12 protein-coding genes and 1 tRNA gene are annotated in these 24,266 nt (G+C 44.1%); 4 read left to right on the top strand and 9 right to left on the bottom strand.

What is annotated here, in order from left to right; genetic code table 11:
* The first annotated feature begins 164 nt into the window (after positions 1 to 164).
* Positions 165 to 1,733: an Ig-like domain-containing protein gene (locus tag DD657_RS09760; RefSeq protein WP_287049733.1), complete on the top strand. Its 1,569-nt coding sequence runs from the start codon at positions 165 to 167 to the stop codon at positions 1,731 to 1,733.
* 489 nt (positions 1,734 to 2,222) lie between these two features.
* Here DD657_RS09760 and DD657_RS09765 read toward each other — a convergent pair whose 3' ends face one another.
* Positions 2,223 to 3,371 (bottom strand): acyltransferase family protein, encoded by a 1,149-nt coding sequence (locus DD657_RS09765; RefSeq protein WP_287049735.1) that lies wholly within the window; start codon positions 3,369 to 3,371, stop codon positions 2,223 to 2,225.
* A 265-nt stretch (positions 3,372 to 3,636) separates the two neighbouring features.
* Positions 3,637 to 3,709, bottom strand: a tRNA-Thr gene (locus DD657_RS09770).
* An 88-nt stretch (positions 3,710 to 3,797) separates the two neighbouring features.
* Between DD657_RS09770 and DD657_RS09775 the strand changes: the two genes are divergently transcribed.
* Entirely contained in the window at positions 3,798 to 4,352 is a 555-nt protein-coding gene (locus DD657_RS09775) for a phosphatase PAP2 family protein (protein ID WP_287049736.1), read from the top strand.
* Between the two features lie 11 nt (positions 4,353 to 4,363).
* On the opposite strand, the gene pbpC is transcribed toward DD657_RS09775, so the two are convergent.
* The 6 genes from pbpC to DD657_RS09805 form a co-directional block, all read right to left on the bottom strand.
* Entirely contained in the window at positions 4,364 to 6,730 is a 2,367-nt protein-coding gene (pbpC, locus tag DD657_RS09780) for a penicillin-binding protein 1C (RefSeq protein ID WP_287049737.1), read from the bottom strand.
* Positions 6,731 to 6,748: 18 nt separating this feature from the next.
* Positions 6,749 to 7,639 (bottom strand): PorP/SprF family type IX secretion system membrane protein, encoded by an 891-nt coding sequence (locus tag DD657_RS09785; RefSeq protein ID WP_287049738.1) that lies wholly within the window; start codon positions 7,637 to 7,639, stop codon positions 6,749 to 6,751.
* Positions 7,640 to 7,642: 3 nt separating this feature from the next.
* Complete coding sequence (locus DD657_RS09790) at positions 7,643 to 13,876, bottom strand: T9SS type B sorting domain-containing protein (RefSeq protein WP_287049739.1); 6,234 nt, start codon at positions 13,874 to 13,876, stop codon at positions 7,643 to 7,645.
* A gap of 12 nt (positions 13,877 to 13,888) precedes the next feature.
* Positions 13,889 to 14,758 (bottom strand): outer membrane beta-barrel protein, encoded by an 870-nt coding sequence (locus DD657_RS09795; protein ID WP_021986752.1) that lies wholly within the window; start codon positions 14,756 to 14,758, stop codon positions 13,889 to 13,891.
* Between the two features lie 16 nt (positions 14,759 to 14,774).
* The gene (locus DD657_RS09800) at positions 14,775 to 20,501 is read right to left on the bottom strand and encodes a PCMD domain-containing protein (RefSeq protein ID WP_287049740.1); all 5,727 of its coding nucleotides are present in this window, start codon (positions 20,499 to 20,501) and stop codon (positions 14,775 to 14,777) included.
* 164 nt (positions 20,502 to 20,665) lie between these two features.
* The gene (locus DD657_RS09805) at positions 20,666 to 21,523 is read right to left on the bottom strand and encodes a bifunctional methionine sulfoxide reductase B/A protein (RefSeq protein WP_287049741.1); all 858 of its coding nucleotides are present in this window, start codon (positions 21,521 to 21,523) and stop codon (positions 20,666 to 20,668) included.
* 345 nt (positions 21,524 to 21,868) lie between these two features.
* Here DD657_RS09805 and DD657_RS09810 point away from each other — a divergent pair, with 345 nt between their 5' ends.
* Positions 21,869 to 22,333 carry a YqaA family protein gene (locus DD657_RS09810; protein ID WP_021986749.1) on the top strand — a complete coding sequence of 155 codons (465 nt, stop codon included), beginning with the start codon at positions 21,869 to 21,871 and terminating at the stop codon, positions 22,331 to 22,333.
* A gap of 177 nt (positions 22,334 to 22,510) precedes the next feature.
* On the top strand, positions 22,511 to 23,011 hold the full coding sequence (locus DD657_RS09815; RefSeq protein WP_021986748.1) for a YqaA family protein: 501 nt from the start codon (positions 22,511 to 22,513) through the stop codon (positions 23,009 to 23,011).
* On the opposite strand, the gene DD657_RS09820 is transcribed toward DD657_RS09815, so the two are convergent.
* The gene (locus DD657_RS09820; protein ID WP_068688332.1) at positions 23,012 to 23,605 is read right to left on the bottom strand and encodes a MarC family protein; all 594 of its coding nucleotides are present in this window, start codon (positions 23,603 to 23,605) and stop codon (positions 23,012 to 23,014) included.
* Between the last annotated feature and the right edge of the window lie 661 nt (positions 23,606 to 24,266).

Consider the following 24,266-nt stretch of genomic DNA (forward strand, 5'->3'; position numbering starts at 1 on the left):
GGGATGGCATAGTGGTTTTCATGCATATAGCGTGGACTGCTATTACTACATTCGTGTGTAAAGGTTTTCCTACGACCTCCAATTCGGAACGTGGCATTGCAGTTCCACGCTTCTGTGTTTAATAAAAAGGTTCTTGTGGTAGCTGGAGAACGCTCTTTTTATATATGAAAAAACATTTGTTTTTATTAATGCTTTCGGCGGCGACTATCTTCGCCGGTTGTAGCAAAGACGAAGGCGGAAACGGAGATCCGTTCACTCCGCCGATACAGGAACAACTCACACAAAGCGCCTATGCCGATAACGAGAATACGGGAGGAGGCTTTTCGTTCACGGCCGATGCCCCCTGGACGGCAACCGTGAACGAAGTGCAAGCACAGGCTCCGGCATTGGCATCCGTACAGGTAAAATCAGACACACGCGCTGCCGATAACAACAGCAATAACGTAGTCTGGCTAAAACTCTACAACGGCAACAGCGAGGCATACAGCGGCAGTGCCGGGACAATTACGCTCCGTATCGAGATCGACCAGAACTATACGGGCGAACGACGTGAGGCCCAGATCACCATCCGTTCGGGCAACAACACCTTTACCGTAACGGTTGTACAAGAAGGAATCAAACAGGACGGCAGCCAGAACGAACCTCCGGTCAAAGTGACGAAAATTACCCTCGACAAGACCGAACTCTCACTTGAATCAGGTGCTAAAGCGACGCTGACCGCCACGGTAGAGCCTGCCGACGCCACGATCAAATCAGTGGTATGGTCGAGCAGCAATCCGGAAGTCGTAAGCGTAAATCCCGTAACCGGAGAAATAACCGCGATAGCCAATGGACTGGCGACCGTTACAGCGACTTCTTCCTCTAACAAAGAAGTGTCGGCATCCTGCGCGGTAACGGTGGGCGGCAGCGATCCCGAACCCCAGCAAAAACTGTTGAAAAAAATTACCGTGAAGACTGTGGACGAAGACGGAGAATCCGTTACCACGACCAAATTAACATACGACGACCAGAACAGGGTCTCCGGTTCTACCACCGAGAATTTCGACGGCCCGGGAACATCCACCACATCGACCTACACCTATGAAACCGGCACGATAAAGGCGGTATATGATTATACCAATGCCGAAGGGCACGGTACGGGCGGCGCCACGTACAAGATGGATCAGAGCGGTTACGCGCTGTCGTCCCATATCGAATACATCATGGACAATACCCCCGAAGACAAGGAGAGCTCGGACGTCGAATATAAATACAATGCGGACTGGCAACTAACTCAGGTAATCGAAGAACACCCATACCTGTCATTGACCAGTCAAGAGGTCGAAAGAACGGTCACTTCCCAGACCTGGGAGAATGGAAACGTCATCACTTCCGACACCTACCAATACAGCAAACGGGCGGATACAGAACCCAGCTATCGGTATAAGAGTACGGCGACATACGGAACAGACAAGGTAACGATGAATATAGATATTGTCATGGGTATAGGGACTATGTATGTCCCCGGTGCTTACGAGGATATGCTCCCCGTTTTCGGTAAGATGAGCGAATACCTGCCTGTAGAGATCAAATCGTATTACTGGTCTACCTCCGAAACGAAACCTTCGGAACCGGATGAGATCACAAAGTATCAATACAAAATCGTTGAAGGTTATCTGGTGCAAGCCATCGTAACGACAACCTTCTCCGATTCCAGCGTCACGACCGACACGTACGAGTTCGAGTACGAATAGCGGATGCATACGGATGAATAAAAGCCACTTCCTTGATAAGGAAGTGGCTTTTTATTGGAACAAAAATTCCACAGATATCATGTGCCGCGTTCCATGCCGAGGGCTTCGGACAGTATGGTCTGCATCGCCCGGCCAGTCTTCGCCTTGACCCTCTCGCCGATGTACTTAAGTTTCCTAAAATAAAATATTGCCATTTCCGCTTTCTTTTCCAAACGGCAATAGCGATCCCTCAGCTAACAAACGAAGATCAACACGTACAAATTCTAAATTGTTTGACAAAGGGATTCGTCGTCAGATCTATTTAATCTATAATTTAAAATCGTAAATCTAAAATCTACAATTTATATGTAGGTTTACAATTTCAAATTATACCCACAACCCTTGTAAAAAGAGAAATTACAAATGACAAATCAAAAATAAAAGTACAATTAAATATATTTTTACAATTTTCGGGCTCCGAAACATCATACCATCTAAAATCCCATAGCATTAAGCTTTCAAAAAGATTTTATGCCGATACAACACATAAAGCAGAGAGTATACGAAACCGATATTGATCGTCAGAATTAACAAATGATAAAAATCACTTCCGATGTATTGCCTCATTCCCCAAAAAACAGAATGCCCGATACATGAAAAAGAAATAACACCGACTTCAGCACTCAGTACATAAGCCAAAATAGAGTTCATGCCAATCACTTTCAACCAGGTCCATCCCTTACGATAGCCTTTATAATCGATCAGATAATAGAATAACCCCATCAACCAGAAACAATAACCGCTGCTCACCAGCACCATAGAGCTGGTCCATATCCGTTTGATAACAGGCATTTGCAATCCCCATAGCCAACCGATAGCAACCATGGCTGTACCGATACCGAAAAGCCATCTCCACTTGGCGGACGAATCCAGACGACTTTTCAATATTTCTCCGGCAAACACGCCCGTCATCACGGTTGCCCCAAAATTCAAGCTGCTAAGTATCCAGGTATAATCATACCATTGAAGAAAAATAACTTTCCCGGATTCATCAAGACAGGCTCCATCCCGCCAACGTCCCAACACAACCCGATCCACCCATTCTGCCAGATTTCCCTGTGCCGTATAATCACCACCGCCATATCCATCCACGGAGACAAAGGTCAGTAATGCCCAATATATCGCTAATAATCCTACAGTGACAAAGATCTGCCCTTTTGGTCTGCAATGCAGATAGATAACTGCTGAAATCAAATAACCTACGGCAATTGCCTGCAAAGTATTACTGAATAACTTTAGTACGTTTATATCCAGAGCAAACAGATTTCCCTGACACACCATTCCCAATATCCACAAAACGATTACACGCCGGAAAATCCGTTTGTATATTTTTCCGTATCCCTCCCCTGCTTTCAGATATTTTCCAAAAGCAAAAGGCACAGAAACACCCGCCATAAACATAAATAAAGGCATAACCAAATCCCATAAGGCAAACCCGGCCCATTGTACATGAGAAAACTGTTGCATAACCGGCTGCAACCAGGAATAATGTCCCGTATCGTAAAAAGCCCACAGCAGAGGACACAAAATTGTCAGACAAAAAAGATCGAATCCCCTCAGCACATCAAGAGATTCTAAGCGACCGGAACCTGGATTCATATACTACAATTAAAAAAATATTCTATCAACGAATGAACGGAAAATTGTTTTAAGGAACGTTTTAATTGTAGATTTTAGATTTACGATTTTAGATTATACCCACAACCTTCCCCTGTAAAAAGAGGAATTATAAAAAATAAATCTACAATTATCGTGTAATTTTCATCCCAAAAACAATATAAAACTATCTTTTCTCTAAAAGAGAAAAGAGGTTGATAAATACAATCAACCTCTTTCCCGGTAATATTGCCCTGACGTTCAGGAGAGCCACTTGCGAGACTTGAACTCGCGACCTACGCATTACGAATGCGTCGCTCTACCAGCTGAGCTAAAGTGGCATTAGCGGGTACAAAAGTAATAATAATTTCAAAAGAAAAAACGATATATCCAATTTTTTTTATCTTTGACGTTCCTTATCATACAGCGATGACAAACAAATATCTATTAGTATTGTATTTTCTGGTAAGTATATCCATTACTTTCACAAGTCAGGCCCAATCCCGTAAGTTTATCGACCGGTCAACCGATGTAGCCATGTTTATCAATCCCGTTGCCGGGTTCATCGGTTCTCTGGCAACAGGCGATTACCGGGGCACCAGGCAATTGGTAATCGGAGGGACCAGTAGCATCGCCCTGACTTACATTTTGAAATACAGTATAAAGAAAGAACGTCCTGACGGCAGCGACCGCCATGCTTTTCCTTCCAACCATACTGCTGTTGCCATGCAAGGAGCTACTTTTTTACAAAGGAGATACGGCTGGAAATTCGGAATACCGGCTTATGCCATCACTGCATACGTCGGCTGGGGACGCGTCTACGCCAAACAACACGATATCTGGGATGTTTTGGGAGGAGCTGCCATCGGAGCTGCCGGTGGCTATTTATTTACCCGGCCATTCGCTGAAAAACACAATCTGACCTTAACACCGACCGTTACTCCTAAAGGAACTCCGGGAATCTATTTTTCTATGACCTTCTGAACAGTAGATGACTATTTTCCAACTACCCGGAATTTCTGTTGCAATGTATTTCCGTCATCATCCATTAACGTGAGTGTATGTAATCCCTCTGAAGTATCGAATTTCATCTGGTGAATATGGCGGGTTGAACCGATATACCGGTCATCAATATGCCAATATACTTCTGCTAACGGATTCCGGTGTGCCAGTTCAAACACAACAGTCCCTTTCGTCCCGCCAAAATCCCGGGGTATAAAAACACGTGTACCTTTTTGCGGATAGATCATTTCCATTACATCTCCGGACGGGTTTTTACAATCGGGACGCCAAGGCGGTAATTTCCGGTAATCACCATGCGTACGAATGTAATACCATTCCTGTACCGGCGTCAGTACAAACCAAGGCACCGTCTGCATATTATATACCTTCTCGCATTCCGAATGCACCTGCCATTTTCCGCTTTTGTCCAGGTGTATCCAACGGTGATAAGGACAAATCCCGGTACGAACACCGGTTTCACATACCCGAAGCGTATCTTTCCCCTCACATATATCCGAAGCCCGGTATCCGCTTTTCCGGCACACGACGACCTCTTTCATCTCATCGACAGGCATAAACAGATGCGTAGAAACAGGCAACAATCCGGCAACTTCAAACAAAACAGGCGCTGCAGCTCTTACGCCAACCAATCCGGGACGTCCTTCTCCATCGGCATTCCCCACCCAAACACCGATCACCCAATCGGCATTCACCCCTACAGCCCAGGCATCCCGAAATCCGAAACTGGTACCTGTTTTCCAAGCCAAATCCATACGGGAGGCAAAATTCTTCCATCCGGACTCCAGTTCTGGCCGCTCTACCTCTCCCAATGCTTCCAAAGTCAGCCACACAGCAGAAGCTTTTAATGGGACATCAAAACTGCTGCACTCTGTCAGCGCCGGTTCTTTAATATCCCGCCACAATTTCAGCCGATCGTATTCTCCCTGGAAATAACTACCGTCCTGTTCGTTATAATGCCGTAATGTAGATACCATCCCACCGTACATATTACAAACATCCCACAACGACACTTCTGCACCACCTAAAATAAGACTCAAACCGTAATCATCTGCTTCCCGGTTCAAAGTCGTTATACCCAATCGTTTCAGATCGTCATAAAAACGTGTATAACTATAGTCCTTCAACATCCGGACAAAAGGGATATTCAACGAACTGGCCAAAGCTTTGTCTGCCGGGGCCACGCCCTGAAAACTCCGGTTAAAATTTGAAGGAGCATACCCTCCGAAACGGGAAGGAACATCAGGTACCAATGTTCCCGGTAAAATATACCCGTTTTGCTGCATCAGTCCATATAAGGCCGGTTTAAGAATACTTCCGGAACTGCGCACTGCTGTAATAATATCGACATCATTACCGCGGCTTCCCGGCTGCGACGGACTATTCCCCACATACGCAAGAACTTCTCCATCCGAAACACGAGTCACCAATACAGCCATATTGTAAATATGATTCGCTCCCAACAGGCGACTGTGACGTTCCACTATTTCATTCACCCTTTTTTGCAGACGATTATCGATAGTGGAATGACAAACTTCACCTTTTCTCGACCGGATTGCTTCGGTCAACAGATGCGGAGCGGTATTCCCGGAGAAATAAATTTGTTCGGGCAATGCTTCTTCCAAAGCCAGTTTATAATCCTCTTTTTCTATTTTCCCATTTTCATACAACTGTTCCAGTAAACGATCCCGTTTCTCTTTCACTAAACGCGGATCACTCAACGAAGGAGCATTCGGAAGCACCGCCAACAAAGCCGCTTCTCCCCAACTCAATTGTTCCGGATTGCGTCCGAAATATTTAAGTGAAGCCGCACTTAATCCGACTACATTTCCGCCAAAAGGGGCATGTCCGGCATACAAACGGAGTATCGCATACTTGGAATAACTCTGTTCCAATCTCAATGCCAACAACAACTCCCGGAATTTTTCCCAATAAGTACGAGGTGGATTTTTCCGTGACAACCGGATTACTTGCATCGTTAACGTACTCCCCCCGCTAACGACCTTCCCCGCAGACATATTCAAATAGAAAGCCCTTCCCAATGCCAACCAATCCACGCCATTATGCCCGATAAACCGTTTATCTTCAAATGTAAGTAGCGCTTCAAGGTATTTGGCAGGTAAGTTTCCGTTCTCCCGAAACCGGAATTGTTCGTCATCGGCTACCTTTACACCGATAATCTCCTCATTCCGGTCCAGCAATACCGTAGAATAAGGGACGTCAAACAAAGGCGAAGGCAGCATAAACCACCACAGCAGAAAAAACAAAAAAAACGACACCGCTCCCGACACATATACCCCCGGTCCCGGCTTTATCTTCCAACTATATCTTTTGCGTAACATTTTCTTTCCGGGAAAGTTCTATTTCTTTATACGGAAAGCCATCATCAATTCGTGAGCTCCGGTAACATCCGATCTCGACTGACCGATCGTAAAATCATAAGAATAATTGAGACTGACATAATCGGAAACAATCACCCCGAGCAAACCGATAATTGCATCTGCCACAAAGCGCTCACTAACCCGGTAAGCTAATCCGAGATTGATCTTATTCCGGTATTCTGTCGTCGCCCCTACCTCATAAATACGTGTTTTTTTATTGATAGCAGCAAACAAGGAGGGGGTCAACCGCCAATCTTCCGTCAGGTTCATCGCATAATTTCCGTAGACATAATAGTGTGGGGTAACTTTCGGATTATTCTTTCCCTTTGTGATATGAGCGGCAGCCAAACCGACATTCAGACTCTTCCAGTGATATTCTAGTCCCACGTCGAAATCGGCAATCGTTTCTTTTTCCAGCATATAGGTTATCTCCGGATCTTCCGGATCCTCCGGATTAAAATTCCGCTCGTCCGAACTGTTATATATCACTCCGACTGCTAATCCCAAAGCAACATACGAGTTATCATTCAATTTCAAATGATAAGCATAGGAACCTTTAAAATTTATCGATTTGGAAAAACCGATCTCATCCTTTACAAAAACGACACCTACTCCTGAATTATATTTTCCGAAATAATTATCTGCTGTCACAGCCTGGGTACTGGGTGCACGATCGAAACCGATCCATTGTTCCCGGAAAAAAGCCCGTAAATTCACTGTCGTCGGATCTTCTCCCGCTGCGGCCGGATTATAGCAAAGCCGCCCCAGATAGCGATGACTCAGATTTACATCCGTCTGTCCCCGGCTTTGCATCAAAGTACCGAAGATAAACAACACTATACTCAATATCTTTATACTGTTTCTCTTCACGTTTTATCTTTTTACCGTCACACTTCTTTTATATTCTGCCGAACGACCGTTCTCAAAACGAACCCTTACGACATAAAAATAAGTTCCCGCTGTCACCAACTGATTTTTATAACGTCCATCCCAGCCCTCCTTACCGGAATACAGTAAATTTCCCCAGCGATTATAAACTTTCAATTCATAGCCTTCCAGCAAGCGGTCGTTCCAACCGTCATTGTTGGGAGTCAGCACATTCGGCAAATCTACATCCGGAGCATACACATTCAATGAATCGACCTGTACACAACCGTCTTTCTGAACCCGTATGCTTACCCCGTACATCTTATTCGGTTGCCAGCCGTATACAATACACTGCTGTCCGTCACTCTCCCACAAGCGGCCATTTATCCGGAACTCGTAATTATCGTAAAAATCTTCATCCACAGATATTGTTATCGGGTCTTTTACGCTCATCTGTCCGAACTTCACATCAGAACGCAATGTCAGCTTCAAACGGTCCTTTACCGTCATAAACACCGGTTCACTTCTCAGATTACTACCGCAATGTGTCTTTACAATCCGGCAATACCAACGGGAAACCTCCGGATCATTCAACGTCAGATCCTGCATATTCGCCGTATCGATCCGCTCCCAGGTACCTCCGGCTCCCGTCTGGCTCGTTTCCCAATAATAAGAATCTACATAATCACTCAAATCCCTGTCTCCCGCATAAGCGTCCGAGCCCCGAATGACAATCGGTATCCCTGCACACACCTCTCCCGGATTTTCCAATACATTCCGAACCATAGCAGCATTCCACAAACGGGCCTCCACGACATTACCGGCATAAACGACGCCGTCTACTGTCGCATCCCGGCGGAAAAGCGTATTCATTCCGACACCTTCATATACCGTCAAATCTTTCCCATAAGCCTGCTCTACCGGTTCCCAATTTTTTCCTGTATTCTTATACCAACGATAGGTAGCATCCAGTTCCTGCATATCAGAACCCTCCAAAGTAAAAGGAGACCACTGGCAGTAATAATCGCCGGCCAAAACCACTCTATTACTTTTTTCAGGATCGACAACTTTTACTTTCAATACATTGCTGTACTCCTCACACCCACCGCCATCCGGGAATAACAATTTCCGGCGCAGCCAGCATATACTCTCCGTATGTATTCCTTCCAACTGTAAAAATGCCGATGCTGCATTCGCCAAAACCATCCAATCCGTTTTTCCATCCTTACTGATTTCCCACCGGTAAGTAGCATTTTCCACCGATGTTCCTTCTATGACCCCCGCTTCCCCGGCAATAATAGTCCCGACCTGACTGATCCTGTTATCCGTTCCGTTATATATCACATTCAGATGCACGACATTACTGTAACAATTTTCATCCGCCGCCGCATAAAGTATCCGCCGCCGGAGTGCGACATTCTCCGTAGCCGGCCACAATACATTACAACCTGTACTGTCCGTAACCATCCAACTATTTTCCTCATCATAACTGCACTCCCAACGATAAGCGACACCACCGTCACCGATAGGCGTTCCTTTTACCGGAACAATCACATCCCGGCATACATTCGATAATTCACTTGCAATCCGGTTATCTTTATCGTTATCGAAAACATACACTGTCACTTCATTACTACCTATCGAATCTCCGGCCTGTGAAGGCAAATATACATAACGCATATAAGTAGTCCGCTCATCCAACATCGTCTCCAGATTCCATCCCTCCTTACCTGCCATCAATATCCATTCTTCTTTCTGACGACTGTACCAACGGTATTTGACACCGGGAATATCGACAAAATTACCGGTCAAGCGTATCGGAGTATTTCTCGGTACTAAACTACCGGCATACATGATCCGATTCTGTCCCTTATCATACACATTTACAACAACCGTATTGCTATACAACACCCGGTTATCCACCAAAGCTCCCCGGCGATACATCGTTATTGTCCCGGGAGTCACCTGTAATTCCCGCTTTTCCTCTCCTGTCATTACAATCCACTCTCCTCCTTCATTCTTTTCCCAACAGTAACCGACTCCTTTCCGCTCCGGACTATCGGTATGCACCGTAATTTCCGTACCCGAATAAATCAACGTATCTGCTGCCTCCAAATAAATCCGGTTTTCTGCCGCATTATTATAGACTTCAACTTTCACTATAGTCTCCATATTCGGACAAGCCCACCCTGCCCCGCTCAAAACACGGCGATAATAAGTAGATGTATCCGGCGCATACAACGTCATATTACTCTCTGTTTCTCCCGGTAAATCGATCCAATGGCTTCCATCCTCACTCATTTCCCACTGATAGTTCATTCCTTGCAAAAGCAAAGTCGTTCCTTCGAGTACAACCTTATCTCCCGTTATCACCAATCCTTCCGGTGCAACAATCCGATTCGAATCGGGTACATATACCGCCAAACGGATATCCTGCACGGTCACCTCTCCACAAACAGTAGTCGCCAACAATTGTAAACGCTTTCCGCCCATCGCGGCAGTAACAACGGTGTCGATGACTTCCGGGGTTTGCATCGTCTTCAAAGATGTTTCTGTCAATGTAGCTCCATCCCACAACCGCCAACGCCAGTTATCGGATTCATTACCATTTAAATCCACTTCGGGCACTTGCCGTAATCTTTCTCCCATACACAATTTCAATTCGGAAGGATAACGGGATACCGGATTCATCCGTACTTTAAAACGATATTCAAATTCATCCTCGCAACGATAACTGACCTCATTGTATTCGACCATTTTAAATATCTGTACCCGAAAGGTAAATACACTACCCGCCATAAAATCGGTAGCCGTCAACACCTGTTGTCCGGATTTGATTTCCAGCACACCGTTTTCTTTCACGTCTCCGGTTCCCGGGTAAAACACAAATCCCGGCATCGTTGTTTCTTTTAACGTCACCCGATATTGTTCAGCATCTATACTTCGATAAGGAATTGTAAAGGTTTCTCCGACACAAATTTCCACCGGCTCTACCGGACAATCACAATCGATAACCGGGTGTTCTCCGGTAATCAGGGATACCGTAGAATCTTCCGGACACACCCCGTTTCCTTTAACCACTAATTTCAAGGGAACTGCCCCTGTTCCGGTCATCCGGATATGCAAACTGTCTTTATCCGCCCAATCCGTCCGTATTTCACCGTCTTTACTCCATTCATAAACCGAAACGGCACCACCGCTTATTTCCGGGGCGACGACAACCACACTGTTACGACAGCCGAAAAGATCTGTCAAGCGTGCTATCTGTAATTTAGGAATATAGTTCAGATTCACTGTATCATTGCGCACCATCCGCTCACAAACTCCATTCAATACATAATCCAGTAAATAAAACGCCGAATCCCTTTCGATTGTAAATGTCAACTCATTTTCAGCACCTACAGTCATCTCCTGTACGGCACCCTCCCCGATACGATAGCGTAAAGAAGGTATTGTTCCATCTGCTGCCACTTGCAAGGTTACACGGTTTACATCCTGTTTGGCAACGCAATTTATCGCCGTAACCGTCACTTCCGGTTTAGGAATCCGAACCCCCTTTACGTTTTTTACATCAAAATAAGGTTTTGCCTCCTCCATATCGGCAGCAGCCTTTGCAACGACAGCTTCTGCCAATCCGATATAAAAACGGTAATCGTTCTGTCCGAACTCATCCGTACCCACCTTCAGATCGTAACCTGCAATCATACTCTCCGACGCCCATACCCGGACGCCTGTAAGCTTATCAATCCGCATCCAACGGCCATATACGGTATGACCACCGATATTCTCCAACACAGGCTGCAATATCAATTCATCCCGTTTCTCCGATACGATCCGTATCGTATCGATGCCAATACATAAAGCAGAATCCACATATTCCGAACGCAGCACATAATAGTCTTTCATTACGGGTAAACTTGCCGCGTTCCAACCGGCCAGGCTGTCGTGATCCCACGCCAAAACAAAAGCATAGTCATGCGCTACCTCATCCGCCAATGTCACTTGCAAATTCTCGATCCGGGAAGGGAAAGGATTTTTCACCCAATTCCAGTTATCCGTCCCTTTTTCACGCTGCATCCAACGCCCGATAGCAGGCATATCCTCCGGAATACCTTCACTCGCAAACTCGACCTGATATACGACCTCCCCCGGAACTTCGCAATACTCCCGGCTGATGTCCTCCAATGTGAACGTTTCATTGCCTATCGTCTCCGACAACCAATACGTTATTTCTCCCGGCTGTACATTTACCGGTTGTAACGTATCCATCACCGCCTGTGACATTGAAGCCACAAAACAGTATTCGTATTCCACATAATTGACCATTCCGATCTGTTGCCGAAACCCATTCTGTGCCGGCAATACTTCCCACAATTCACTTCCCCGCTTACGCGTCAGCCACTCTCCCCGGATAATCGATGTTACAGCCGAATTCATAGTCGGTTCAACATCGAGAATCACAGCACCTCCGGCAAAACGTTTGGTAATATTTACCGTCAACGGGATTCCCGGAATTTGATTTTCTTCCGTAGCCACATAATAATAATCAACAGTTCCGATGTTCTGATCCGGCATCGCATTCAACACGTCCGGACTCATCGCATACACAGCCCGGAAATCTCCGGTAGTAAAAGTCACCCAGTCTATCTCATTTTGATTTACCGGACGGGATTCCCCCCACCAATGCCATTCCTCTGAGCCGAAGGGCCGGTAAAGCCAACGCAGGTATACCGGAGTATTTTCAACCGACACCACCAAAGAGGGCTCCACCGACACACTGTCCTGTACCGTCACATAATCCGGCGTAACCCCATAAAGTTGTAGACAGAAATCATTCCGGAAAGTATTTTTTATAATAAAACAACCGTAATTCGGACGCTCCATCAATTGCCGGGGAGTAGCACTGCCGGTCAGTATATCCGACGAAGCTACCTCTACGGCCACCTGAAAATCATAATTCAGATAATCGGTAGCCAAAGCAGCAACCCGATGATCAGCCGATACCTCACCGGCCCATTCCCACTCACCACCGGTCTTTAATTTCCGCATTAAACGGAAATATACTTCCGAAGTTACAGGAAAAGCATCCGCTGCCGTATTAAACACAACCGAATCCGGTCGGGAACAAAAGTCCACTCCGATTTCAAAATTACTCCAAGCCTCACAATTGTGTCCCGGAACAAAGTTTTCAGTAACAGAAAATGTCCCGTATTCATTCAACCTGACAGATTCATCCGGGACACGCTCCAATCCCGATGCAGTCAAACTCACTACCAAACGATAATCGTAATGGGTATAATTGTCTTCCGTGGTATATGTCCTTAACGAATCAGTAATACCGGTCTGATCATCCCATTCCCATGTTCCGCCCGACTTCGCTTTCCGCATCAGTCGGGTATACACATCCAACCCCTCCGGAATATCATCGACAACAGCATCAAACCATACTTTTCCCGGTTCGGAACAAAAATCTGTATTTACTACATCCGCTCTAACCAATACCGGACTTAAAGAAATATCATCAACAGAAAAAATATTCGCCGTCAAACCGCTATTCACACTCACGACCGTATATTTTAAATTTTTATCCGCCTTCACTTCCACATACAAAACATGCTCTATCCAAGGAATCTGATCGCCATTTCCTGAAATATCCCCGGTTTCTTTTCTTTTCGTATTTTCGCCATTATCCAACTCAATCGCCACATTAGGGACACTACTAAGAAGTCCCCCCTCTTCGACATTAGCTACATATACCTTAAACTGATAAACCGAATTAGGTTGTAATTCCCGGTTACCCTCTGTATTTGAGGCATTGATTGTAAAATCGTATACAGGTGTGTTTTTCGATCCCTTTCCATTGACAACCAAAGCCAAACCGTTTGTATTACCCGTATGATCCACTGCTGCATGCCAAGTATTACCATCTCCGATCTCTTTCCCGTTACAGGCAACAGCATATTTTCCATTACCATAAAAATCATTAAGAGTCTTGTTTACCCAAACAATTACTCTTTTTCGTTTTGCCCATTCATAATGAGCATTTCCACGACGAACAGGTTCACGATACGTATTTATATTCCCGTCACTATAATCATTTCCTTTACTTTTCCAATCATCAGGTACTGTCCCGAAATCCTCCGTAAATACCGGATCACCGATCCTTACCTGTCCGTATCCGGCAACAGATAAAATCAATCCCAGTACTATCAAAATATATTTTTTAAAGCTATAATTCATATAACGGTATCTTTATTTTCCTTCCTGAGTTTTTTTCTTCCGTCTGAATGACGGGATATATTTCTTTAAATGATATTTCTTATTAAAATCGATCAATTCATACGTTACCCCCACAGCCAAACGCATCTGGTACATTTTATACTCCAATTTATCGAAACCATCCGTAAAAATCGACTTCAACCCGATATGTACTTTACCGTTCACGGATAAATTTTCCATAATACGCCGTTCATACCCGAACAATACCCCTGCATCCCATGAATCGAGGTCATCTGTAAAACTCATCGTAAAATTCGTATTCAAGGCCAGCACATCCTCGTCTCCTTTCGTGATCTGCATATATCCCTTTTTAGCAACGACATCAAACGACTGTTTTTTATTTATCGTATAATATCCTCCCAACATCACCCGGTTACGCCCACCGGAAAACTGATACTCCGCATACACCGGTATTTCGATCATGGAGAAGCTCATATTCATATCCGCCATACCCGTAAAGAACACCGGTTCGTTATTATTTAATCCCTCTGCCTGAAAAAATTGTTCCTCCACAAAAGCTTCCGCATCAATAGCCACCGTCTTGTAATTCACTTCAGCCGTTATCGTAAACCGCTTACTCACGGGAACAATCACTTCCCCGCCAAATGTCAGGCGGGGTTTTATCTTCGGAGCGAACTCACTGGGAATATTGCTAAACGGGAAAGGCAATGCCCCTCCTATATCCGTTCCGATTCGTAAACCGAGTACCGGCCACTTTCCATACCATACTTCCGGCTTCTCCTTTTTTTCTTTTTTCTCCTGCTTTTCTTCACTGTCCTTTGCCACTGCTCCCACACTCACTCCCAGCAAGAATATCAGGCACAAAATCCATGTATATTTCATTTTATCCGTTTTTCAATCAATAAACCAGTTCCACATTATCCACTCTCATCTCACTACCGTTCACGGCATTGAAATGATTACCGTCGTAACTGGAGGAAGCCACAAACAAGAAATGTGTCGGCGTAACCGAAGCGTCTGTCACATTCAGGGTAATCGTATATGTCGTCCACGAACCTACATTCTGAGTCAGCATAACTTCTCCGTACGCATAACGTTTGTTGGCGGGATTCTTGGCATTCGTCGGATCGGGCCAATACTCCAATGCCGCCCATACCTGACCTTTATCCTTAGAACCGTCATTCAGAACACCGTTCCCCTGCTTATACTGCACATCCACTTTCACCTGCTTCGGCCGTACGGGGAAAGCAATACCGAAATGCGTCATCTTCTCCGGATCGTTCAATGCGTCCGTCAAACTGGTAAATTTAAAACTTCCCAGGAAAATCGTACCGGCAGCCTTCATTCCCACGGCTTCCGAAGTTGTCAGCAAAGCTGCCGAACCCGATTTACCGGTGGTTTTGGTCGTTCCGGAAACAAACGTATTATTTGCCGTAGACCATATATTTCCCGATGGCGTTTTATTGTCATTCCAGCTATCTAAACTTCCGTTATCCAATTGCGGCTTATAAGCCATTTCCAAGGTATACACCTGTTGATGTATACCGTCATCTGCTACAACTGTCAAGGTTTTACTTCCCGGATTACTGACATTCATACTCACTTGTGTACCTTCCTTTACCTTCGCCCGGGCTGATAATTGCATATCCAGGGCAATATTCAAAGTCGGCCAGTTCCGGTCGTACTTATTCAGTGTCATCACATCCGTTATCGTCATACTTGCCGTCGTCCCCGATAATTTCAGATCCGTAAACTTAAAGTCTCCGGTATTACTCGTCGTAGCGCTTACAATCGAAGCACCTTTCAAAGCCAATAATGAAGCATCCTGAGAAGCTTTATTCACAAACCGCACCGTCCATTCTTTTGCTGCCCCGCTTTCTGCCGTCACGGTATACTTTCGCTGATCCGTAGGTTTACTGAATATCATTGTCGCCGGGAAATTAGAAGTCGATTTCGCCGACAATTCTACTTCCACATTTATCTGAAAACCGGATTCAAAAGCATCCCGAACCCCACTGTTCAGATCGATATCAATCGTACCGTCTCCGAGTATACCCGTCGTCGCCATTGAAATTATACCCGGTTTATTATTTCCTGTAATTCGGAAGCGCGTCACTTCGGCAGCATTACTTTCGTGATAGAGCAATTTAAACATCCACTTCTTTTGAGTGCCGTCCTGGGCCGTCACGACATATTCCAAACTTTCCTGAATCTGTTTCCGGAATGTCATATCCGCCGGAATCATAGCCGTCGCTTTAGGAGAAAGCGTACACGCTATTCCCTTCAGGGTAAATTCTGTATGTCCGTTCCAGGTCTGCAACTCCAAAGTAATCACACCCGCCTTTGCATCGATCGAAGCCCCCAGAAAATTAATATCCGCAGGTACATATCCCGTATACTTCACAGCAGTAATATCCGCTCCGCTATTCTCTTCATATTTCAATTTTACGGTCCAAACGACAACTTTACCGCTTTCCGCCGTCACCTGGATCGTTTTCGACTCACTTGTCTTTTTCACAAAAAGCAAATCCCCGGAAAGATTACAGGAAGCCTTATCTGAAATTTTTATAGACGGCGTAATCTGTAAATTGGTCTGTCCTCCCCAATCCGCTACATTCACCCACACCGTATGTGCCGACTCATCGATTGTCGTTGCCGGACTTGCAAATACAACAGCCGCCGGGACAGAAGCTTCAATATGAAATGCTGTTACATCAGCCTCTTCACTGAAATGATAACGCAACTTCACCTTCCAGTCTTTACGGGTCACTTCATCCTCTGCCGTCACCCGGATTACCGTCGAATCCTGATATTTATCGAAACGAATCCGGTTGTCCGCCATTCCGCCGGCATCTATTTCCGTTTTAACGGAATAAGCAATATCCGTCGTCACGGTAAACGGGAATGTCAGATTTTCAATGACATCGATATACACCGTATTCGTCTTTGCATCGATCACAGCTTCCGGATGATAGGTAACAACAGCAGGATCGCCCGCTAATACCCGGAAAGAAGTAATATCCGCCTGGTCCGAAAACGTATAATCAAGTACGACTTTCCATTCCGCCACGTCCCCGTTTTGCGCCGTCACATGAAAAGTATATTCATCTTTCGCGGACTGAAAAAACAAACTGGAACGGAAATCGGACGATGCTTTCGGAGAAAGCTCCATCTTTCCGACGTCCACAGTCAAGCGGCTCCCCTTTTTCCAATCTTTTACCGGGATGACAATTTTCCGTTGCTCTGTCCGTATCTCCGGCTTACCTAATCCGGCGGTTTCCGGTGTGTAAGAAGCGATGTCAAATGCCGTTACATTATTTTCTTTACTCTTTTCAGCCACTTTCACTTGCAAACGCCATTTTTTCACTTGTCCGGATTCAGAAATCACCTCAAAATCCTGCCCGGTAAATCCCCGCTCAAACGTCATCTGCGAAGGATTCAGCCCTTTTAATTCTGCTCCGTAAGACAAACGCAGCTTCGTATATACGGTAAACGGGAAAGCACTTTCATCCGGCGCATTGATCGTAATCAATCCCTGCTCCGTATCAGGCCCGAATACCAAAGGAGCCTCTTCCATATTCATGGGTATGTACGACTCAATTTTATACTCCACAACATTGGCTTCCGTATTCTTAACTTTATCGCCTCCCAACTTGAAATTATAAATATTACTTACGGAAGCATCTTCGGAAATAACCTCCACTCCGATCCTATCCGCCGAACTGTTAAATGTCAGGTCCAATTCCCGGACTACCTGTACACCGGTCTGTGTCTTCAACGTACGTGTACGCATCGGAACCGTATTACCGACCACCTTTACCGTTGCATTCGGACTCACACTCAACGTCGCCGTTACGGTAAACGGGTATGTGGGCTGTGCATTCCCGATATACATAGTTACCTCATTATTCTCTTTTACGACAGGCTGTACAACAATATTCTCTTTATTTGTCGCCTCCACCTGCTCCACAACGGCCTCTGTATTTTTCGGCAATGCCAATTCACGGATACCGATTTGCCAGGTCTTCACTGTCTTATTCTCTGCAACAACTTTTACCACATTCACATCGGCAGCATTTCTGAATTCCAACCCGTTAGCCGGCAATTCTGTCTGCAAGACCGCAGCATCCGACACTTTTATGTCCGGCCAAACGATCAACGGCAATGCCCCCATCCCCCCATACACCTCTATCCATACCTTACCGTTTGTACGATCGATTTCCACATTTCCACTCAACTTATAATCCAAGGGTTGATAGCGTTCCAGCCTGAACGATACGATATCGGCCGAATCACCCGGCGGGACCAAATCTTTCAATCCGACCGTATAGGTATTGGTCACCTTCCCATTGCGGGACGTTACCTTCACCATTTCTTTCCGGCTGATATTGGCAAAAGTAAGTATTACTTTATCCGGCGTCGCACCTTCCGAAAATTCACTTCCGTTAATATCCAATGACAAAGGAAACCGGTTTTTCCCTGCAAGAATTTCCACATACCCGGTATTCTCTGCCAGCCCTACATTTCCCAATTGTACCTCAGGATCAACCGGCACCGCAACCAGCGTCTCCAATATAGCCTTATCACTTTTTACAACCTGATTTTTAAGACCGATCACCCACTCACGTACAATGCCGGATTCAGCAACTACATTTATCCGATGCACTTGCTCTTCGCTGGTAAACACCAAACTTTTCAACTCCGTTTGTAAATGTGCATTTGCAGATACAACGACAGCTACATCCATCCGTAACGGGAAAGCACTTCCCGCATCCGTTACCCCTAACGTTACACGTCCGACCTCTGCATCTATCGTCCCCTCCCGCTCAAAAGTAACATCAGCCGGGAATACCTGTGAAATCTTAAATGCAGTGATATCCGCCCCCGCATTTTGTTTATAATCCAACCGTACAGTCCATATTTTTTCAGTCCCGTTTGCCGCTTCAACTCGAATCGTCTTACGGTCACTGATATTCTCGAATACCAGATCTTTCAATCCATCCGGCAGTTTTGCCTTTTCCGAAATTTTCACCGCATAGGCCTCTGCCGTAAGCAAAAACGGAAACTTTGCCTTATCAAGCTTTAACACCACTTCCCGGCTGTCTACGGCCGGCATAAATATATCATTCGTAAATGCGACCCCTGCCGGTAATTTTTCAGCATGCAACATAATATTCTCCAATTCTGCATTGGCATCCTTACCTTGTTGCTTATTTACCAATTCTATCGTCCACTTATATTCCTCTCCCGATTCCGAAAACACAGAGAAGTAAGACTGACTACCTATCCCGGCAAAAGAAACTGCTGGCAAACGATATACATTGTTTTGTCCCGCTTCCACCCCTTTAACACTGGCTTTATCCGAGAGTTTCACAACCGGATATACAATCAACGGCGTCTTATCGGTTATCTCCTTCACCCCGTCATTCACCTCTATATACACTTTCTGCAAAGCAGTATCTACAGCCTGTGTTGAATTTACGGATACATTTACCTTCTCCGAGGGTTGCCAGGAATCGATACTGAAATTAGTGACCCAAGCTTTCCGGTCGTAACGATAATCCAGCTTAATTTTCCAAATTTTTTCCTTTCCGCTCTGTGATACGATCTTAAACCGACGGATATCCTCAATTCCGTTAAAAATGACACGACTCGTACTGAAATCTTCCGTTTCCCCATCCAAGAACTCCCAATGCGCTCCAACCGGTAAACGCAAATTATATTGGAGCATTACGTTAAAATTCTTCCAATCGCTCACTTGAGCTACTTTTACAGTAGCATTTGCTTGTGCGGTATCTACAACAAAAACGGTATCGGCTACCTCCAGACAGTCCGTAAATGCAATAAACCCTCCTCCTTTCAGATTTACATCGTCACTCTCCGGCGTACGTATAGCAATTTTCCAATCCTGTACACTCTTATTTTCAGCCCTCACTTTCAATTTACAAATACTATGCGCACTCTCAAACCTCAAAGGAGTTCCCGCTTCGTAATCAATCAATGTACCATTTTCCGAAATCTGAATATCCGGTACAATCTCCAACGGGAAAACCGCATCACTGCTTGCATTTACAAACACTTCGACCAAATTCGGCTGATAAATCCGACCGTTTTTCTCCACTAAATCCGGAACATCCGTTTCCGCTTTGTAAGAATCTACCCGGAAACGGACAATATTACCGGCATGACTACGAACATCTATCAATTTTATCGTCCAACGCTTAGGCAACCCACTTTGAGCAACCACCTGAAAACGAAAAGAATCCTGTAAATCCCGGAATACAAATTCACGGTATTTTTCTGAGTACAAAATTTTGGCTTGTGCCGACAGCTCAAAATCCGTCCGGATCGTTAAAGGCAGACAATCTTCGATCTTTCCCTTTACATTCAGCAATATACGTCCCTCTTCACCGGAAACGATCTCTTCTTTATCGATAATCACATCGTCAGTCGTCACAATATCTGCTTTCACCGCCTTGACCTCATTCGCATCGGAATAAATAGAAAAGTCTACACAACGGACAAAAAAATATAAAAAGAGAACGACAAATAAGCTGCCGTAAACAAATCTCTTTAATGAATTTTTAAAAACAGGCAAAAAGGTCGAAAAAAAATTTCCAATCATTTGTAACGACTTTAAATAAATTTTTTCTTTTATATTAACCTGTAAATATAACAAAAACTCTGCCAAAATGCTAATTTTTAATAACAAGCGCGTTTTTTAACATTTAACATGACAACACCCCATACTTTTCTTTTACTGTTTTTTTGCGTTTTCAGGTAAAAAATTCAGAATCGTTTTACATACCGATGACAATAAGGCGCTTTTCCCGTTTTCCCGTAATAATCCTGATGATAATCTTCCGCCTTCCAAAATGTAGTAGCAGGAGTTACCTTCGTTACAACTTTATAGCCTTTTGTTTTCAATTCTCCTATTAACTTTTCCGTTATCAGTTTTTGTTCCGGTGTCGTGTAAAACACTTCAGACCGATACTGATCTCCGATATCCGGTCCCTGTCTGTTCACCTGTGTCGGATCGTGAATTTCGAAAAATAACCTGGCCAATTTCTCATAACTTATCTTAGCCGGATCAAAAACAATTTTAACGGCTTCGGCATGCCCCGTCGTATCTGAACACACTTCCTTATATGTCGGATTTTGAGTATGTCCTCCGATATATCCGACTTCTATCGAAATAACTCCCGGTTGACTACGCATCAGATGTTCTACCCCCCAGAAACATCCTCCGGCAAAAATAGCGGTTTCCGTTTTTTCTTTTTTCGCCTCCTGCCCGGCCGGAATAAAATCCATAGATATCGAATTGACACAATGCCGGGTATTTTTCGATGTAAATCCTTCTCCTAAAAATACATGCCCCAAATGTCCGCCGCAATTCGCACAAACAATTTCCGTCCGTCGGCCGTCAGCATCCGGAATCCGTTTTACTGCGCCGGGAATTTCGTCATCAAAACTCGGCCAGCCACATCCTGAGTCGAATTTATCTTCGGAACGATACAACGGAGCTCCGCATTGCCGGCATACATAAGTACCTTTCTCTTTAAAATTATAATATTTTCCGGAAAACGGCCTTTCCGTACCTTTACGAAGTATAACTCGTTTTTCTTCTTCCGTTAATTCTTTTTTCATCGTTTGTCCCATTAAAAAATGCCCCGATATGAACCAAAGCAAAATCAATACACTTATTTTCATAATCTTCAATCTAATCTTTCTTTTTTACGACAGAACTACCTTTTGGGTTTTCTTCATCCCAACATTCACCTCTCTATACACTTCTACCGGCTGTTATGTTTCCGATCGTAAAATTTATTTCCAGCCTTCCGGTCCGTTTACAATAACAGCTCAGATAAAATACATTTATCTATGAATTACAACTGAACTTAAAATTCAAAATCTGTAATTTTTATCCTACCTTTGCTCTACTTATTGATTTCGATATTCCTTATTCAATAACGCATATAGCAATTTATCTCCATGGATTCACTCATCGATCTCGGCTATTGGGGCTTATTCATCGGTTCCTTCCTGGCATCGACCGTTATTCCTTTTAGCGCCGATTTGCTTTTAATCGGCCTCCTGGCCTTGGGCGGAAATATATGGCTCTGCGTAGCCATCGCCACAGTGGGTAACTGGCTGGGAGGACTTACCTCCTACTGGATCGGCTGGATCGGCAAATGGGAATGGATCGAACGCTGGCTGAAAGTCACTCCTGTACAATTAGAAAAACAAAAAAAACGAATCGATAAATTCGGCAGCCTACTTGCTTTTTTTGCCTGGCTTCCCATTGTCGGCGATCTTTTCGCCATTGCTCTCGGCTTCTACAAAATCAACCCTAAACTCTCCGCTTTATATATGTTTATCGGACGTTCGCTACGTTTTATGTTCTGGGCGTTTCTTTACATACACTATGCCGATCGGTTTATTGATTTTATCTCCTAAAACAGAGATTCATATAAATTGTAAATTTTAGATTGTAAATTTCAAATTACCCGGTAAACTGATTCGTCATCAGATTCATTTTAATCTAAAATCATAAATCTGCAATTAAAAGGTTCTTTATTTTCAAAGCAAACCTTCATCCCATATATTCCGTAAATTCCCAATAAATTTAAATATATGGGACCTGAAATTATTACCTTAACCGTTTCCGAATTTCTTTCTGCATACGGCTATTACGGTCTGTTCATCGGTTCCTTCCTATCTGCCCTCTTTATACCGATGGGGGCTGATATCCTATTCGTCGGTATGCTCGCAGCCGGTATTAATCCATGGGTATGCTTATTGACAGCTACGACCGGCAACTGGTTAGGGGGCCTTGTTATCTATTACATCGGACGTTCCGGCAATAAAGAAAAAATAAAACGCTGGTTTCACATAAAAGAAGAAAGATTAGAACGACAAAAGGTGAAAATCGACAAATATGGCAGTTTACTTGCCCTTATTGTCTGGATTCCCGTCATCGGAGATGTTGCCAACGTAGCCCTGGGATTTTATCACACAAAGCCTCCGGTGACCCTATTTCTGATGTTCTTCGGACGTATGTTCCGTTTTTTACTCTGGATTATCCTCTACTTTATTTATGCCAATCGTTTCGTAAACTTTATCAATAAATTCTGACTAGTTAAATGTATTCAACAAAGCATTCAAATTAGCGGTAAAAAGACGGACAGCAATCGCCAACAAAATAATGCCGAAAAATTTACGCATCACATATACGCCTCCCTTACCGACAACCCGTTGAACATAATCCACCTTCTTCAGCACAAAATACACAAACAAAATATTCAACGCCAAACCAATAATAATATTCAGAATGTTGTATTCAGCCCGTAAAGACAACAGCGTTGTAAAAGAAGCAGCTCCGGCAATCAATGGGAATACTAAAGGTACAATCGTAGCAGAATCCGTCGGACCGTCGTTTTTAAAAATCTCGACCCCGAATATCATTTCACAAGCCAGGACCAAAATAACAAGAGCTCCGGCTACGGCAAAAGAAGATATATCCACATTAAAAAGAGCCAACAAAGACTTTCCGACAAATAAAAAAGCAAACAATATAACAAACGAGATAAGGGCAGCCTGACCGGCATGTACTGTCTTATTACGTTCTTTTAAGCCCAGTATAATCGGAATAGATCCCAAAATATCAATCACCGCAAACAATACGATAAAAGCACTGAAAACTTCTTTAAAACTAAAATAGATATTCATAGCGTGTTATTTAATAATAAAAACGATTATAATGTTTAGAATAAAACATTATACAAGAATGTAGTTAAATTTATAATGCAAAAATACAAAAATAAAAACAGAAATTGCAGATTTTAAAATTTAAATTAAATCAATCCCCCTAAATACACAGAAAACCAATTTGCCAAATCAGATAATATACGCCCCCTCAGATCGTACAGCGATTTACTACCGATAAATAACTGTAACCTCTGCGGGGTGATAATTCATTTTAGAAAAATTACACAGTGGGACGGACTCACTGTGTAATTTTCGGTCTACGGTTTTAAATCAAATCATGTAAATTACGCGGATTTCGCTGAGAAATCCCAGACAGAAATAAACGATTACTCCTCCGGATTAAGGCAGGCCGTAAAGAAAATGCCAGACGGAAAAAATCAAAAAAACAAAATCATACAACTATCAAATTTACCGCAATATCCACGTAATCAGCAGGAATATAAAAGGCGGGGCATCCATGACACACCCGGGGTGCCGATTGTCTGCACGACATCACACAACTATATACAAAAAAAGAGTCTCATTTCTGAGACTCCGGGAGTAAATTGCCGGAACTGCGTTACGGCTATTTACAAAAAAAGAGTCCCATCACTGTGACCCCGGGAGTAAATTGCCGAAACTG

The sequence above is a fragment of the Culturomica sp. genome, from assembly GCF_003524185.1.
Taxonomy (GTDB): domain Bacteria; phylum Bacteroidota; class Bacteroidia; order Bacteroidales; family Marinifilaceae; genus Culturomica; species Culturomica massiliensis.

Coding starts and splice junctions, on each gene's coding strand:
- pbpC (WP_287049737.1), bottom strand. CDS start 6,730: ATGTTACGCAAAAGATATAGTTGGAAGATAAAGCCGGGACCGGGGGTA.
- DD657_RS09810 (WP_021986749.1), top strand. CDS start 21,869: ATGGATTCACTCATCGATCTCGGCTATTGGGGCTTATTCATCGGTTCC.
- DD657_RS09805 (WP_287049741.1), bottom strand. CDS start 21,523: ATGAAAAAAGAATTAACGGAAGAAGAAAAACGAGTTATACTTCGTAAA.
- DD657_RS09795 (WP_021986752.1), bottom strand. CDS start 14,758: ATGAAATATACATGGATTTTGTGCCTGATATTCTTGCTGGGAGTGAGT.
- DD657_RS09820 (WP_068688332.1), bottom strand. CDS start 23,605: ATGAATATCTATTTTAGTTTTAAAGAAGTTTTCAGTGCTTTTATCGTA.
- DD657_RS09790 (WP_287049739.1), bottom strand. CDS start 13,876: ATGAATTATAGCTTTAAAAAATATATTTTGATAGTACTGGGATTGATT.
- DD657_RS09800 (WP_287049740.1), bottom strand. CDS start 20,501: ATGATTGGAAATTTTTTTTCGACCTTTTTGCCTGTTTTTAAAAATTCA.
- DD657_RS09760 (WP_287049733.1), top strand. CDS start 165: ATGAAAAAACATTTGTTTTTATTAATGCTTTCGGCGGCGACTATCTTC.
- DD657_RS09815 (WP_021986748.1), top strand. CDS start 22,511: ATGGGACCTGAAATTATTACCTTAACCGTTTCCGAATTTCTTTCTGCA.
- DD657_RS09775 (WP_287049736.1), top strand. CDS start 3,798: ATGACAAACAAATATCTATTAGTATTGTATTTTCTGGTAAGTATATCC.
- DD657_RS09765 (WP_287049735.1), bottom strand. CDS start 3,371: ATGAATCCAGGTTCCGGTCGCTTAGAATCTCTTGATGTGCTGAGGGGA.